Source organism: Rhodobacter sp., assembly GCA_020637515.1.
Lineage (GTDB): Bacteria > Pseudomonadota > Alphaproteobacteria > Rhodobacterales > Rhodobacteraceae > Pararhodobacter.
Map to the genome: position 1 here is coordinate 2,972,562 of JACKKG010000001.1, position 14,126 is coordinate 2,986,687.

10 protein-coding genes are annotated in these 14,126 nt (G+C 68.8%); 2 read left to right on the top strand and 8 right to left on the bottom strand.

The window, feature by feature from the left end; genetic code table 11:
* Positions 1 to 115: 115 nt before the first annotated feature.
* The 6 genes from H6900_14515 to H6900_14540 all read right to left on the bottom strand — a co-directional run bounded on the left by H6900_14515 (position 116) and on the right by H6900_14540 (position 8,685).
* Positions 116 to 1,522 carry an amidohydrolase gene (locus H6900_14515; GenBank protein ID MCC0074494.1) on the bottom strand — a complete coding sequence of 469 codons (1,407 nt, stop codon included), beginning with the start codon at positions 1,520 to 1,522 and terminating at the stop codon, positions 116 to 118.
* 85 nt (positions 1,523 to 1,607) lie between these two features.
* Positions 1,608 to 2,630 carry an alpha/beta hydrolase gene (locus tag H6900_14520; protein ID MCC0074495.1) on the bottom strand — a complete coding sequence of 341 codons (1,023 nt, stop codon included), beginning with the start codon at positions 2,628 to 2,630 and terminating at the stop codon, positions 1,608 to 1,610.
* Between the two features lie 148 nt (positions 2,631 to 2,778).
* A complete protein-coding gene (locus H6900_14525; protein MCC0074496.1) occupies positions 2,779 to 4,980 on the bottom strand; it encodes an NADP-dependent isocitrate dehydrogenase in 2,202 nt (733 codons plus the stop codon).
* A 209-nt stretch (positions 4,981 to 5,189) separates the two neighbouring features.
* Entirely contained in the window at positions 5,190 to 6,926 is a 1,737-nt protein-coding gene (locus H6900_14530) for an ABC transporter ATP-binding protein (GenBank protein ID MCC0074497.1), read from the bottom strand.
* Positions 6,927 to 7,115: 189 nt separating this feature from the next.
* Entirely contained in the window at positions 7,116 to 7,595 is a 480-nt protein-coding gene (locus H6900_14535) for a flavin reductase family protein (GenBank protein ID MCC0074498.1), read from the bottom strand.
* 1 nt (position 7,596) lies between these two features.
* Positions 7,597 to 8,685 carry an LLM class flavin-dependent oxidoreductase gene (locus H6900_14540; protein ID MCC0074499.1) on the bottom strand — a complete coding sequence of 363 codons (1,089 nt, stop codon included), beginning with the start codon at positions 8,683 to 8,685 and terminating at the stop codon, positions 7,597 to 7,599.
* 366 nt (positions 8,686 to 9,051) lie between these two features.
* Here H6900_14540 and H6900_14545 point away from each other — a divergent pair, with 366 nt between their 5' ends.
* Together H6900_14545 and H6900_14550 are read left to right on the top strand one after the other, a co-directional pair.
* On the top strand, positions 9,052 to 9,486 hold the full coding sequence (locus tag H6900_14545) for a winged helix DNA-binding protein (protein MCC0074500.1): 435 nt from the start codon (positions 9,052 to 9,054) through the stop codon (positions 9,484 to 9,486).
* A gap of 146 nt (positions 9,487 to 9,632) precedes the next feature.
* A complete protein-coding gene (locus tag H6900_14550; GenBank protein MCC0074501.1) occupies positions 9,633 to 10,973 on the top strand; it encodes a proline--tRNA ligase in 1,341 nt (446 codons plus the stop codon).
* A gap of 129 nt (positions 10,974 to 11,102) precedes the next feature.
* On the opposite strand, the gene H6900_14555 is transcribed toward H6900_14550, so the two are convergent.
* Together H6900_14555 and H6900_14560 are read right to left on the bottom strand one after the other, a co-directional pair.
* The gene (locus H6900_14555; protein ID MCC0074502.1) at positions 11,103 to 13,823 is read right to left on the bottom strand and encodes a sodium:solute symporter; all 2,721 of its coding nucleotides are present in this window, start codon (positions 13,821 to 13,823) and stop codon (positions 11,103 to 11,105) included.
* A complete protein-coding gene (locus H6900_14560) occupies positions 13,820 to 14,122 on the bottom strand; it encodes a hypothetical protein (protein ID MCC0074503.1) in 303 nt (100 codons plus the stop codon). Before H6900_14560 ends, H6900_14555 begins: the two co-directional genes overlap by 4 nt.
* Positions 14,123 to 14,126: the final 4 nt, after the last annotated feature.

A 14,126-nucleotide genomic window follows, 5' to 3' on the forward strand; every position in this document is an offset into this window, starting at 1 on the left:
AAATACGCACTTGGGGGTCTCCGAGGGGATCGGGGGGTTCTCAGGGGGGCGCGCGCGTCCCCCTGAGCGGGGGGTGCGGGGGGCTGGCCCCCCGCCCTTCCCTCACCCGCTCCCGTCAGACCGGCGGGCGCACATCGGCCGGGATCGGGCAGACATAGGGCGTCTCGGCCAGCCGCGCGGCGTGCTCGGCTTTCGCCTCGGCCAGCAGCGCGGGGTCCTCGATCAGCCTCTGGCCGCAGCGCGCCATCGCCAGACCGGCGTGGACCATCCCCTTGTGCGCGCCCGCGCTCTTGCCTTGCGCCGTCACCTGCCAGGAATGGCCCGGCGTGCCGATCGCCAGGGTCGAAACCAGCACCTCGGTCGTCGGCACCGCCCAGGTGACATCCGCCACGTCGGTCGAACCGACCAGCACCTCGCCGCCGGGCCGCAGCTTCACCACCCAGTCGCACAGCGGCGTGTCGGCGCGCGGCCGCTCGCGGATCACACGCCACGGCGTGGCGATATCCTCGGGGCTGAGCGTGGCCTGGATGGCACGGGCATAGGCGCGGTCGGCGTCGTCGAACGGCACGCCGCCGATCTCCTCCAGCACCCCATGCATGGTGCGGTCCATGACCTCGTTCACCAGGTTCTCGGACACCGCCGAGAACACCTTGCCCTCGACCTGGGTGCCGGTCATCAGCGCCGCGCCCCGGGCCACGTCGCGCACCCGGTCCACCAGGGCCCGCATGTTGGCCGAGGTCAGCGCCCGGATCGAATAGCGCACCACCGCCCGGGCCTGCACCACGTTGGGCGCCCGCCCGCCGGCGTCGAGATAGGCGTAATGGATGCGCGCGTCCTGCACCATGTGCTCGCGCAGATAGTTCACGCCGACCGACATCAGCTCGACCGCGTCCAGCGCCGAGCGGCCCAGGTGCGGCGACATCGCCGCGTGCGAGGACCGGCCGGTAAAGGTGAAATCGATGCGCGTGTTGGCCAGGCTTTCGGGGTCGTCCACGCGCGTCATGTCGTTGGGGTGCCAGGTGATCGCCGCGTCCACGTCGCGAAACGCCCCCTCGCGCACCAGGAAGGTCTTGGCCGCGCCGCCCTCTTCCGCCGGGCAGCCGTAGTAGCGCACGCGCCCCGGCGTGCCGGTCTCCTCCAGCCAGTCCTTCAGCGCGCAGGCCGCCAGCAGGGCCGCCGCGCCCAGAAGATTGTGCCCGCAGCCGTGGCCGTTGCCGCCCGGTTCCAGTTCGCGCTGCTCGGCGATGCCGGCGACCTGGCTCAGCCCCGGCAGCGCGTCGTATTCGCCCAGGATCGCAATCACGGGCCCGCCTTCGCCCGCCTCGCCCATCACCGCCGTGGGGATGCCGCCCAGCCCCTCGGTCACCCGAAACCCCTTGGCCTTCAGCATCGCCGTATGCTCGGCGCACGAGGCGGTTTCCTGATAGAGCGTTTCGGGCGTGCCCCAGACCCGGTCCGCCAGACCCGTCAGGTCCGCGCGGTGGGTGGCGATATGGTGCTGGATCGGGTGGGTATTGCGCATGTTAACCTCCTGCGTCGGGCCGAGTTCACCCGAACCCGCCGCAAAAGGCAATGGGCGGCGCCAACCGGCGCCGCGCCGCCGGGGGTCAGAGCCGCGCCTTCAGCCAGGCCCCGATGCGGCGGACCGCGTCCACGCCCTGCGGACTGGCCCGCCGGATCGACACAAAGGCATGGATCTGCCCGGGATAGGGCAGCAGCGTGACGGGAACCCCGGCCGCCTCGAGCGCCTCGGCATAAAGGCGGCCGTCGTCCCACAGCGGATCGTGGCCGGCGTGGACGATCAGCGCCGGCGGCTGGCCCGCCAGATGGGGCGACAGGATCGGCGCAAGGCGGGGATCGTCACGGTCCTGCCCCTCGGGCAGGTATTGGTCCAGATACCAGCCGACGCGCTCGGTCGGCAGAACATAGGCGTCGTGCATCGCGCGCATCGAAGGCGTGTCCATCCCGGATTCGACCGCCGGGTAGATCAGCACCTGCGCGATGGGCCGGGGCTGCCCAGCCAGCAGATGCATAAGCGCCGCCGTCAGATTGCCGCCCGCGCTGTCGCCCCCGACCGCCAGCCGTGCGGGATCGACGCCCCAGCGCCCGGGATCGGCGCAGAGCGCGCGCCAGGCGGCGGCACAATCGTCCAGACCGGCGGGAAACTTGTGTTCGGGCGCCAGCCGATAGTCCAGCGCGATGACCCGGAGTCCGGCTTCCAGCGCGATCTGGCCGCACAACCCGTCGTGCGTGTCCAGACCGCCCTGAACCCAGCCGCCGCCATGCAGGAACAGCAGGCACGGGCGGTCGGTCCGGTCGGGGTGGGTGTCGTAGATCCGCGCCGGCCGGTCGCCGGCAGCGCCGGGCAGCACGGTGTCGCGGCGCGTCACGCCCGCGGGACACGGCCGGTCGAATTTCGCTGCCAACAGTTGCAGCGACGCGCGGCTTTCGGCCAGTGTCGGCACGACACCGGGCTTTCGCACGCTGTTGAACAACTCGCCCACGGCCTGCGCCTTGGGGTCGATCCGCCGACCGTCCACGGTCCGCAAGCGGCCTGCGAACCAGAGCGCGGCAAAGGGTTCGGGCAGGCGGGTCAACGCCAACAGGCCCAGCAGTGTCAGTTTTCCCATCGGCGCCCTCCGTTTGCCGCAGTTGGCCATGGCCGGGCCCCGGGATCAAGGGCGAACCGCCCCGGAAAACCGTCGCAGGCGGCCCCGGGGCATACAGCAAAACGGCCCCCGATCGGGGGCCGTGCCAAATTGTCAGGGGCTGCGGGTCTCAGCCGATGATCGCGTTCAGCGCCGCCGAAGGGCGCATCACGGCCGCCAGCTTGGCCGGGTCGGGCAGGTAGTAGCCCCCCAGATCGCCCGGCGTTCCCTCGCCGGCGTGCAGTTCGGCCAGGATCGTCGCCTCGCCGTCGGCCAGGGCCTTGGCGATGGGCGCGAAATGCGCGGCCAGCGCCGGGTCCTCGGTCTGCGCGGCCAGGGCCTCGGCCCAGTAGCGGGCGAACCAGTAATGCGAGGTGCGGTTGTCGTTCTGGCCGACCTTGCCCTGGGGGCTGTCCTCGTTGTCCAGGACCTTTTGCGTCGCCGCGTCCACCGCCGCGCCCAGAAGCGCCGCCTTGGGATTGTTGCGGCTTTCCGCCAGGAAGTTGAAGCTTTCACCCAGTGCGCAGAATTCCCCCAGGCTGTCCCAGCGCAGGTGGTTTTCCTCCTGCACCTGCTGGACATGCTTGGGCGCGGTGCCGCCGGCGCCGGTCTCGAACATGCCGCCGCCGTTCATCAGCTTGACGATCGACAGCATCTTGGCCGAGGTCCCCAGCTCCAGGATCGGGAACAGGTCGGTCAGGTAGTCGCGCAGCACGTTGCCGGTAATGGTGACGCAATCCTTGCCCGCGCGGATGGTTTCGAGCGTGAAGCGGGTCGCGGCGCGCGGGTCCAGGATCGGAATGTCGATGCCGGCTGCCTTCAGCGCGGGTTCGACGTATTTGATCAGTTCCGCGTCATGGGCGCGGTTCTTGTCCAGCCAGAAGGCCGCCGCCCCCGTGGCCCGGGTCCGCGCGATGCCCAGCTGGATCCAGTCCAGGATCGGCGCCTTTTTCGCGGTGGCCGAGCGCCAGATGTCGCCCGCCTCGACCGCGTGCTCGTGCAGCACCTCGCCCGAGGCCAGCACGATCCGTACGATGCCTTTGGACGGGATCTCGAAGGTGGTGGGGTGGCTGCCGTATTCCTCGGCCTTTTGCGCCATCAGCCCGACGTTCGAGGCCGCCCCCGCCGTTGTCACGTCAAGCGCGCCGGTTTCCTTGAAATACTTGATCGTCTCGTCATAAACGCAGGCATAGGCGTTGTCGGGGATGCAGCATTTCGCATCCGCTTCCTTGCCGTCCGGGCCCCAGCCCTTGCCGCCGGCACGGATCACCGCCGGCATCGAGGCGTCGATGATGACGTCCGAGGGCACGTGCAGGTTGGTGATCCCCTTGTCCGAGTTCACCATGTAAAGCGCCGGACGCGCGGCCATCGCGGCCTTGTAGTCGGCTTCCAGCGTGGCGTTGCCGGCGATCTTGCGTTCCAGGTCGCCCAGGCCCGAATTCGGATTCCAGCCCAGCGCGTCCAGCGCGGCGCCGTGCCTGGCGATGAAATCCTCCAGCCAGACGCTGACGAAATGGCCGAACAGGATCGGGTCCGAGACCTTCATCATTGTGGCCTTCAGGTGCACCGAGAACAGGACACCCGGCGCGGTGGCGGCGATCTGCGCCTTGATGTAGGCCCTGAGCGCGCGCGCCGACAGGAAGGTCGCGTCCACGACCTCGCCCTCGGTGTATTTCAGGCCCGATTTCAGGACCGTCTCGGTGCCGTCCGCCGCGCTGAACACGATCGAGGCCCCGCCGGCCTGCGCCGCGGTGATGGTCGCGGCCTTTTCATTCGCAAAGAAATCGTCGCCCGGCATCGAGGCGACATGCGTCTTGGAACCGGCGTCCCATTTGCCCATGCGGTGCGGGTGCGCCTTGGCATAGGCCTTGACCGCCTTGGCGGCGCGGCGGTCCGAGTTACCCTCGCGCAGGACCGGGTTCACGGCCGAGCCCTTGACCGCGTCATAGCGCGCCTTGATGTCCTTTTCGGCGTCGGTCGCGGGTTCGACCGGGTAATCGGGCACCGCGAATCCCTTGGATTGCAGTTCCTTGATCGCGGCGTTCAGCTGCGGCTGCGAGGCCGAGACGTTGGGCAGCTTGATGACATTGGCCGAGGGGGTCTTCACCAGTTCGCCCAGCCAGGCCAGGTCGTCGGAGACGCGCTGCGATTCGGTCAGGAAATCGGGAAACACCGCCAGGATGCGCCCGGCGACCGAGATGTCGCGCGTCTCGATGCTGACCCCCGCCGCCGAGGCAAAGGCGCGAATGATCGGTTCGAGCGAGGCGCGGGCCAGTTCCGGGGCCTCGTCAACCTTGGTATAGATGATGTCGGGCGTGTTCGTGTCGGCCATCGCTGGGTCCTTCCTGAAACGGGGTCATCGGGACGGCCAGCACGGCCGGACCCGGGCGCCTGAGAATCGACCGGCAAGCCTGCGGCCGCCGCTCGTTGCCCGCTCTCTCGCGCAAATGCGGCGCTGCGTCAAGCCTATTGTGTGCAATGGTATACACTTCGGGACGGCGCCCCGCGCGCCCCGCCGGAAACGGCGCCGCGGCGCCCGCGCTAGGTGTCCTCGCGGCCCCCGAATTGCAGCGCGTGCAGGCGCGCGTAGCTGCCGCGCAGCGCCAGAAGCGTGGCGTGGTCGCCCTCTTCGATGACGCGCCCTGCCTCCATCACCACGATCTTGTCGGCGCGCCGGATGGTGGACAGGCGGTGCGCGATGACCAGCGTCGTGCGCCCCTGCCCCAGCCCGTCCAGCGCCTGCTGCACCAGCGATTCCGAGCGCGCGTCCAGCGCCGAGGTCGCCTCGTCCAGCAGCAGCACCGGCGAGGATCGGAGCAGCGCCCGCGCAATCGCCACCCGCTGCCGCTGCCCGCCCGACAACGCCGATCCACGCGGTCCGACCCGGGTATCCAGGCCCTGCGGCAGACCGGGCAGGAACTCGTCCACATGGGCGGCGCGGATCGCCTCCATCAGGCGATCGTCGGGCACGTCGGTGGCATTCAGAACGATGTTGTCGCGCAGGGTTTCGTCGAACAGCGCACTGTCCTGGGCAACCACGGCGAATTGCGCCCGCAGCCCGGCCAGGTCCATGCGGCGGATATCCTGTCCGCCCAGGGTGATGCGCCCCGACTGCGGATCCGCCAGACGCGTCAGCAGCGTGAAGACCGTGGATTTCCCCGCCCCCGAGGGGCCGACCAGCGCAGTCGTCTTGCCGGCCTCGGCCACCAGCGAAAAATCGTGCAGAACCGGGTCCGCGCCATAGCCGAAGGTCACGCCCTCAAAGCGGATTTCCTCGTGCCCCGGCGCGGGCAAGGGGGCGCAGGGCGCAGCGGGCTGGGTGATCGTCGGTTGCACCTGCAACAGCCGGTGGATCCGCTCGAGGCTGGCCAGCACGTTCTGCCATGCCCCCGACAGCGCGCCCAGCCGGCGCAGGGGCTCGAACAGAAAGGCGATGGCGGCAAAAAAGGACATGAATTCGCCCACCGTGCGCTCGCCGCCGGCGATCTGGCTGCCGGCGAAGACCAGCACCAGCGCAAAGCCGGGCGCGGCCACCAGATCCGACATCGACCCCATCGCCGCCTGCCCGCCCGCGGTGCGGGTGCGCGCCTTGACAAAGGCATTCAGCGTGTTGCGCAGGCGGCCGGTTTCATGCGCTTCCAGCCCGCCGCGCTGGATCGTCACGACGCCGTGGAAGATCTCGTCCAGCCGGGTCGAGGCCGCGGCCGAGGCCTCGCGCGCGGCGATGCCCATGCGGCGCACCTGCTTTTGCAGCAGCGCCGCCGGCAGCACCAGCAGCGGCGCGCCGGCCAGCGCGATCACCGTCCAGCGCCAGTCCGTCCACAGCGCAACCGCCAGCAGCGAGGCAATCGAGATCACATCGCGCACCAGCCCGGGCAGGATCTGCGCGTAAATCACCGCCAGTTCCTGCGTGTCGCCGCGCACGCGGTCGATCAGATGGCCTGGGGGGTGTTCATGGTGAAACGCCTGGTCCAGCCGCACCAGATGCTCGGTCATCTGCGCCTGTAGCCCGGTGGTGGTGCGTTCGGCCGTATAGGCCAGGATCGTCTTGTAAAGGAACGCGGTGGTCGCGCGGATGACAAAGGTCCCGGCAAAGGCCAGCGCGATCCACAGCACGCGCGCCGACTGCCCCTCGACCAGGACCTGGTCGAACATCGGCTTCAACAGCGCGCTCAGCGCCCCGACCATTGACCCGTCAAAGGCCATGAACACGAAGGCGATCAGAAGCCAGGGGATCTGCGCGCGGATATGGCCGGACCACAACCAGCGCGCCAGCATCCGGTCATGCGCGCGATCGCGGTTTCGGGACGGGTCCTGTTCGGGCATGAAGGGGGGCCTCGGGCTGGGGTCGCCCGGGTCTATAGCGCGTTCGCCCGGCAAGGGGAACCGCTGCCGCGCGGACGGTGCGGAGCCGGGGGCCCGGCCGGGCGGGGGAACAGGGGCGCGCCGGGCGCGCCCCTGCCGGTGTCAGCCCTCCATCGGGCGGAAGGCGCCGTTCCAGTAGGCCAGCGCGCTGACCTCGTCGGCCAGGCGGATCGCCCGGACCTCGCCCACGACGATCGAATGCGTCTCGCGGTCGATCATCTCGGCCAGGGCACAGTCGAAGGCAATGACCGCATCCTTGAGCAGAAGCGCGCCGGTTTCCGCCGTCACCCACTCGGCCCCGTCGTAACGGTCGGCGCCCTTGACGCCGCCGAAGCCGGCGAAGCGCTGCGCCAGCGCCTGGTGCCCCGCCCCCAGCGACGACCAGCCGAAGCAGCCGTAGCGACGGAACAAGGGCCAGGCCGAGGCCCCCTTGTTCACGCAAAACAGCACCTGCGCCGGGTCCGCGCTGAGCGACACGCCCGAGGTCACGACCAGCCCCGAGCGGTCCTCGCCCGTGCCGACCGAGATCGCCGTGCAATGGCCGATCAGGCGGCGCATCGCGCGGGTGAAGTCGCCGGTCATGTCAGCGAATCCCCGCCTTGGCCAGCAGCGGCAGCACCTCGTCGCGGAAATAGGGGAATTCGGCGACGTAATCGACGAAGGACAGCGTCGTGCCGGCGAATCCGGTCTCGTGCAGGGCGATCATCCGTTCGGCCACCTGCGCCGGCGTTCCGATCAGCGGGAAGCCGCCGTGGCCCAGCGCCATCAGGTTGCGGATCTGGGCCAGCAGATCGTGCGGGAAGCTTTGCGCATGGGCGAATTGCAGGTTCACCAGATTGTCCACCGCGGGCCAGTCGATCTGGCTCATGATCTGGTCGTGATACTCCTGCGCCTCGGCCTCGGTCGGGCGGCAGATGACATGGCTGAAGGTCAGCACGCCGATCTCGCGCCCCTTGGCCGCCGCCTGTTCCTTGAGCGCCTGGATCTCGGTTCTGGACCGATCCAGGTCGATCGCCGGGGTGAACAGGTAATTGGCGTTGCGGGTGGCGAATTCACGGCCGAGTTCGGACCCGGCGGCGTTCAGGATCGGCACCGCGCCGTTGACCGGCCAGGGATCGCCCTTGACGCCCTTCAGGTGGAAATTCTGGCCGTCCCAGTCGAAATGCTCGCGGCTTTGCCACAGCTTGCGGATCACGTCATACCATTCCTGCGCGTAGCCATAGCGCGTCTCGTGATCGTCGGGCAGGGTCAGGCCCAGGGCCTCGTATTCGGGCTTGTTCCAGCCCGCGACGATGTTGAGCCCGGCGCGCCCGTGGCCCACCTGATCCATGGTCGCGATCTGCTTTGCGACCACGACCGGGTGGTTGGCCGAGGTGTGGATCGTCGCGAACACCGTGAGGTTGCGGGTCGAGGCCAGCAGCGCCGTCGCCCAGGTGACGGTCTCCAGCACGCCGCCGTGGAAATCCGTCTCGCCGCCGTAACCGATCCAGCGGGCGATCGGCAGCATGAAGTCGATGCCCGCGTCATCGAGCATCCGCGCCAGCGTCAGGTTGTTTTCCCAGCTGTTGACCCAGCGTTCGGGCGCCTTGCTGACGGTCATGCCCGACGAGCAGTTCGTCGAGAACGTGCCCAGCTTGAACCCGGCCTTCTGCATCATCTTGTTCGTTGTCATTGGTCGTCTCCCGTTTTGGTTAGAGTTTTGATTCCAAGTTTGCCTTGATTTTTTATTTGAAACCTAAAATTCGACTCGGCCTTGTGTCAACAGAATTTGCGAGGCACCCTGCCCCCGCGGGCAACGGAGGCGAAGGTGACGCGAAAACCGGCAGACAAGAACGCACCGAGGCCCGGCACGGTCGCGCGGTCAACGGACGACCGGGACGCAGCCGTGCGCGAAACGGGCGTGCGCGAAACAGGCGGGCGCAAGGCGGCGCGCGGCGGCGCGGCACCGGATGGCAAGGGCGGCAAGGCGCTGGATTTCACCTGGCACCTGTCGGCCGATCCGGCCGAGATCGCGACGACCGAACTGGAATTCGCCCTGATGCGCAGTTTCGAAAGTTTCGGGCGCTGGCAGGCGGAATGCCTGATCTCGGCCTCGGGGCTGACGCTGAGCGGGCCCGAGAACGCGATGCTGCACATCATCCGCATGAACGACCGCGCCAAGTCGATCAAGGAACTGGCGCGCCTGACGAACCGCGACGACATCCCCAACATCCAGTATTCGCTGCGCAAGATGGTGGCCGACGGTCTGGTGGTGAAACAGGGCACCAGCCGCACCGGCGTGACCTATGGCGCGACCGAAAGGGGGCGCGCGGCGACCGACGCCTACGCCCGCATCCGCCGCGCTCTGCTGGTCGGCGAACTGGACGCGCTGCCCGATTTCGCCGCGCGCATGGCCGAGGCGACGCGGGTTCTGAACACCCTGTCGGGTTTCTACGAAGAAGCCGCGCGCGTGGCCGCGACCCATCGGCGCTGAGCCGCCCCCCGAGGCACGGCCAAAGGGGGGGCAAGGGGCTCGGCCCCCCGGGGCGGCTTGCGGCGGTTGGCGGCGGCTTGCGGCGGCTTGCCGGGCGCGTGCCTTTCGCCTAGACAGTCCGCAATCCGTCAGTCCAGAGGCACGCCATGCGTTTGAGCCGCTATTTCCTCCCCGTTCTCAAGGAAAATCCCGCCGAGGCGCAGATCGTCTCGCACCGGTTGATGCTGCGTGCGGGGATGATCCGCCAGCAGGCCGCCGGCATCTATTCCTGGCTGCCGCTGGGCTACCGCGTGCTGCGCCGGATCGAGCAGATCGTGCACGAGGAACAGCAGCGCGCGGGCCATATCCCGCTGTTGATGCCGACGCTGCAACCCGCCGATCTTTGGCGCGAATCCGGTCGCTATGACGACTACGGCCAGGAAATGCTGCGCATCAAGGACCGCCACGAGCGCGACATGCTCTATGGTCCGACGAACGAGGAGATGATCACCGACATCTTCCGCGCCCATGTCGGCAGCTACAAGGACCTGCCGCTGACGCTGTATCATATCCAGTGGAAATTCCGCGACGAGGTGCGCCCGCGGTTCGGCGTGATGCGCGGACGCGAATTCCTGATGAAGGACGGCTATACGTTCGACATCGACAAGGACGCCGCGCTGCACGCCTACAACCGCCACATGGTCAGCTATCTGCGCACCTACGAGCGCATGGGCTTGACCGCGATTCCGATGCGCGCGGCCTCGGGTCCGATCGGCGGCGACAACACGCATGAATTCCTGGTGCTGGCCCAGACCGGCGAGAGCGAAGTCTTCTACGACGACCGCGTGGTGGACCTGAAACTGGGCGAGCGCAGCGTCGATTACGATGACCGCGCCGCGGTCGAGGCGGTCTGCGAGGAATTCACCACGCTCTACGCGCGCACCGACGAGACCCACGACCCGGCCCTGTTCGACGGGATCCCCGAGGCCCACCGCAAGGTCGGCCGCGGCATCGAGGTGGGCCAGATCTTCTATTTCGGCACCAAGTATTCCGAACCGATGGGCGCCGTCGTCGTCAACGACAAGGGCGAGCGGGTGCCGGTGCACATGGGCTCGCACGGGATCGGCGTCAGCCGGTTGCTGGGCGCGATCATCGAGGCCAGTCACGACGACAAGGGCATCATCTGGCCCGAGGGGGTGACGCCCTTCCACGCCGGCATCGTCAACCTGAAGCAGGGGGACGGGGCGGCGGACGCGGCCTGCGAGGCGCTCTATGCCGCGCTGGCGGGGCATGGGCTGGAGGCGCTTTATGACGACCGCAACGAGCGCGCGGGCGCGAAATTCGCCACCATGGATCTGATCGGTCTGCCGTGGCGCATCACCGTGGGTCCGCGCGGGCTGGAGCGGGGCGTGGTCGAACTGACCAGCCGCCGCACCGGCGTGAGCGAGGACCTGTCCCCCGAGGCGGCGGTCGCGCGGTTGGTGCAGATCTACGCGGCACATCGGTGAGGGCGCGGCGGGGGCTGCCGCCCCCGCACCCCCGCTTCAAGGGGGGCACGCCCCCCTTGAAAATCCCCGTGCGTATTTCGGACAAGATGATGGGGCGCCGTGCGGATTGCCCCGTTCGCGTTGCCCGGGTCAGTCCCTGGACGCGGGCAGAACGGCCGGGAAGCTGACCCGGAACGAGGCGCCGCCCTGCCCCGGGACATAGGCGATCTCGCCGCCCAGATTGTGCATGATCTCGCGGCAGATGGCGAGGCCCAGGCCCGCGCCGCCGGCCTTGTGGGTATCGGTGAGACGGGCGAATTTCTCGAAGATCAGGGCCTGGCTTTTCTTGGGGATGCCCGCACCGTTGTCGGTGAAATCGACACTGACGTGCCCGGCGCGCCGGCGCACGGCGATGGTCAGTTCGGGTTCGGCCGCGTCGCAGTATTTGCGCGCGTTCGACAGCACGTTGATGAACACCTGCGTCAGGCGGCCCGTATCGGTGGTCAGGGCGATCTGTTCGTCCGCGGCCTGGCGCCGGATGGCAAAGCGCCGCTGCGGCTGGACCGAGTTCGACGCCATCAGCGCGCGGTCGATGAGATCGCCCAGCCGCGCCGACTGGATGTCGAACTTGACCTGACCGTTTTCCAGCACGCTGAGGTCCAGCAGGTCATCAAGCAGCCGCGTCAGCCGGATCGATTCGTCGTGGATGATGCGTGCGTAGCGGCCGGTTTCCTCGGCCGTCACCTCGTCATCCATGAGGATTTCCGAGAACGCCCGGATCGAGGTCATCGGCGTGCGCAATTCGTGGCTGATCTGGCTGAGGAAGCTGTCCTTCTGCACGCTCAGCTTCTGGAGCATCTCGTTCGCCTCGCGCAGTTGGCGGGCGGTGCGGGCGAGTTCCTCGGACTTGGCTTCGATCTGGGCGGAATGTTCCATGATCTGCGCGGTTTCCGAGGCGACGGCCATCAGGTCATCGACCGTCACCAGCCGCCCGCCGACGATCTGCGCGATCATCGCGTGCGCGGTCGCCGCGCCGACCGATCCGGCCAGTTCGCGTTCCAGCCGGTCCAGCACCTCTGGCGTGGGGTCGGGCAGGAAGCCGCCCTTGCCCTGGCGGCGCGCCTCGGCGATGAAGAAGCCCTGCGCCTCGGTCGCGCCGAGGATGCGCTGGGACATCGCCAGCAGGTCCTCGGCCTCGTTCTCGGCGCCCTCGCGCGACCAGCCTTGCGCGGCGGGGCGGCCCTCGTCGCGGGCGAAGTCGTAGACATTGACGAATTGCGCCGATTGCACGCGCTCGACCGGGCCGGGAAAGCTGACCAGCGAGCCCAGGATGAAAGCCGCCGCGTTCAGGCTGAGCGACCAGAAAAGCGCGTGCAGGAGCGGGTCCAGCCCCTCGACCCCGAACAGCGCGTGGGGGCGCAGCCAGGACAGGCCGAAGGGGCCCAGCGCCATGAGATCGGCGCCCAGCACGACGCCCGGACCAAAGGACGGCAGGAACAGCGTATAAAGCCAGGTGAGCGCGCCCACCACCAGCCCGGTCGCCGCACCGACCCGGCTGGCGCCGCGCCAGTAGAGCGCGCCGACCAGCGCCGGCAGCACCTGCGCCATGCCGGCAAAGGCGATCAGGCCGATCGCGGCCAGCGCCCGCGAGCCCCCGGAGACCGCGAAATAGAGATAGCCCAGACCCAGGATCACCCCGATCGACAGCCGCCGCGCGTTCAGCACCAGCCCGCGCATGTCGCCCGCATCCCGGGCCGGGCCCAGCGCGGCGCGCTGGCGCGAGGCCAGCCACAACGGCACGACGATATGGTTCGACACCATCGTCGCCAGGGCGATCGCGGCGATGATGACCATCGAGGTCGCGGCCGAGAACCCGCCCAGGAACGCCAGCATCGCCAGACCGTTCTGCCCCAGCGCGTGCGGCAGGGTCAGCACGAAGAGGTCGGGGTTCGCCCCCTCGGGCAGGCGTTCGAGCCCCAGCACCGCGATCGGCAGGACGAACAGGCTCATGCCCAGCAGATAGAGGGGAAAGGCCCAGCTGGCGGTCGCCAGGTGGCTTTCGTCGGAATTCTCGACCACCAACACCTGGAACATGCGCGGCAAGGTCATGATGGCGACGGCCGACAGAAAGGTCAGCCCCATCCAGCGCCCCGGCTGGATCGCCCAGGCGGGGCGGTCGGCGGCGGCAATGCGGGCCATGATGTCGGCGGGGCCCTCGGCCAGGCCCCAGACCACCCAGACACCCACCGCCAGCAGCGCGACCATCTTGACGACCGCCTCGACCGCGATGGCGGTGACGACGCCGTGGTGCTGTTCGTTGGCGTCCAGATTGCGGGTGCCGAAAAGGATGGTGAACAACGCCAGGCCCGCCGCGACCCACATCGCCAGTTGCCGCGGCGCCAGCGAGCTTTCGGCGGCAAAGGCGCCAAAGCTGAGGGCGATGGATTGCAGTTGCAGCGCGATATAGGGTGTGGTCGCAAAGACCGCGAGCAGGGTCACGATGACCCCCACCAGGTTCGATTTGCCATAGCGCGACGAGATCAGGTCCGCGATCGAGGTCACGCGCTGCGCCTTGCCGATGCGCACCAGTTTCCTGAGCAGCCACCACCAGCCGACGAAGATCAGCGTCGGGCCTATGTAGATCGTCATGAACTCGAGGCCCGAGCGCGCGGCGTAGCCGACCGCGCCGTAGAATGTCCAGGCCGTGCAATAGACCGACAGCGAGAGCGTGTAGACCAGCGGTGAGCGCAGAAAGCGCGGGCGGCGCCCGGCCTCGCGCAGGGTTTCGGCGCGGTTCTCGGCCAGCGACGCGATGACGAACAGAAAGACGACATAGCCCAGCGCCGCCGGAACCAGGATGTTGAGGGTCATGGCCCCTCGTCCCCGGTCGCACCCGCGGGCGGCGTCGGGACCTGGTCACGCCGCAACGCCCCGCGCAGCGGGCGCGCCAGCAGGGCGGCAACCGCGACCAGCACGAACCAAAGCGCGAAAAGATAGATCGCCTCGGCGGCGGTGCCGGTCTGGGTGGCATCGGGCCCGCCCCGGGTCCACAGCACCGGCAGCAGGACCAGCACGAAGCCCGCGACCGGCAGGATGCGCGCGCCGTCCATGATGCGGCGCCGGCGATAGGTCGCGCGTTCCAGGAACAGCGGGGCGCGGGGCGGCTTCATCGCC

Excerpts from the sequence above, each read along its gene's own strand:
- H6900_14555 (MCC0074502.1), bottom strand. The coding sequence starts at position 13,823 with ATGACCCTCAACATCCTGGTTCCGGCGGCGCTGGGCTATGTCGTCTTT.
- H6900_14540 (MCC0074499.1), bottom strand. The coding sequence starts at position 8,685 with ATGACAACGAACAAGATGATGCAGAAGGCCGGGTTCAAGCTGGGCACG.
- H6900_14525 (MCC0074496.1), bottom strand. The coding sequence starts at position 4,980 with ATGGCCGACACGAACACGCCCGACATCATCTATACCAAGGTTGACGAG.
- H6900_14560 (MCC0074503.1), bottom strand. The coding sequence starts at position 14,122 with ATGAAGCCGCCCCGCGCCCCGCTGTTCCTGGAACGCGCGACCTATCGC.
- H6900_14535 (MCC0074498.1), bottom strand. The coding sequence starts at position 7,595 with ATGACCGGCGACTTCACCCGCGCGATGCGCCGCCTGATCGGCCATTGC.
- H6900_14550 (MCC0074501.1), top strand. The coding sequence starts at position 9,633 with ATGCGTTTGAGCCGCTATTTCCTCCCCGTTCTCAAGGAAAATCCCGCC.
- H6900_14515 (MCC0074494.1), bottom strand. The coding sequence starts at position 1,522 with ATGCGCAATACCCACCCGATCCAGCACCATATCGCCACCCACCGCGCG.
- H6900_14520 (MCC0074495.1), bottom strand. The coding sequence starts at position 2,630 with ATGGGAAAACTGACACTGCTGGGCCTGTTGGCGTTGACCCGCCTGCCC.
- H6900_14530 (MCC0074497.1), bottom strand. The coding sequence starts at position 6,926 with ATGCTGGCGCGCTGGTTGTGGTCCGGCCATATCCGCGCGCAGATCCCC.
- H6900_14545 (MCC0074500.1), top strand. The coding sequence starts at position 9,052 with ATGCGCAGTTTCGAAAGTTTCGGGCGCTGGCAGGCGGAATGCCTGATC.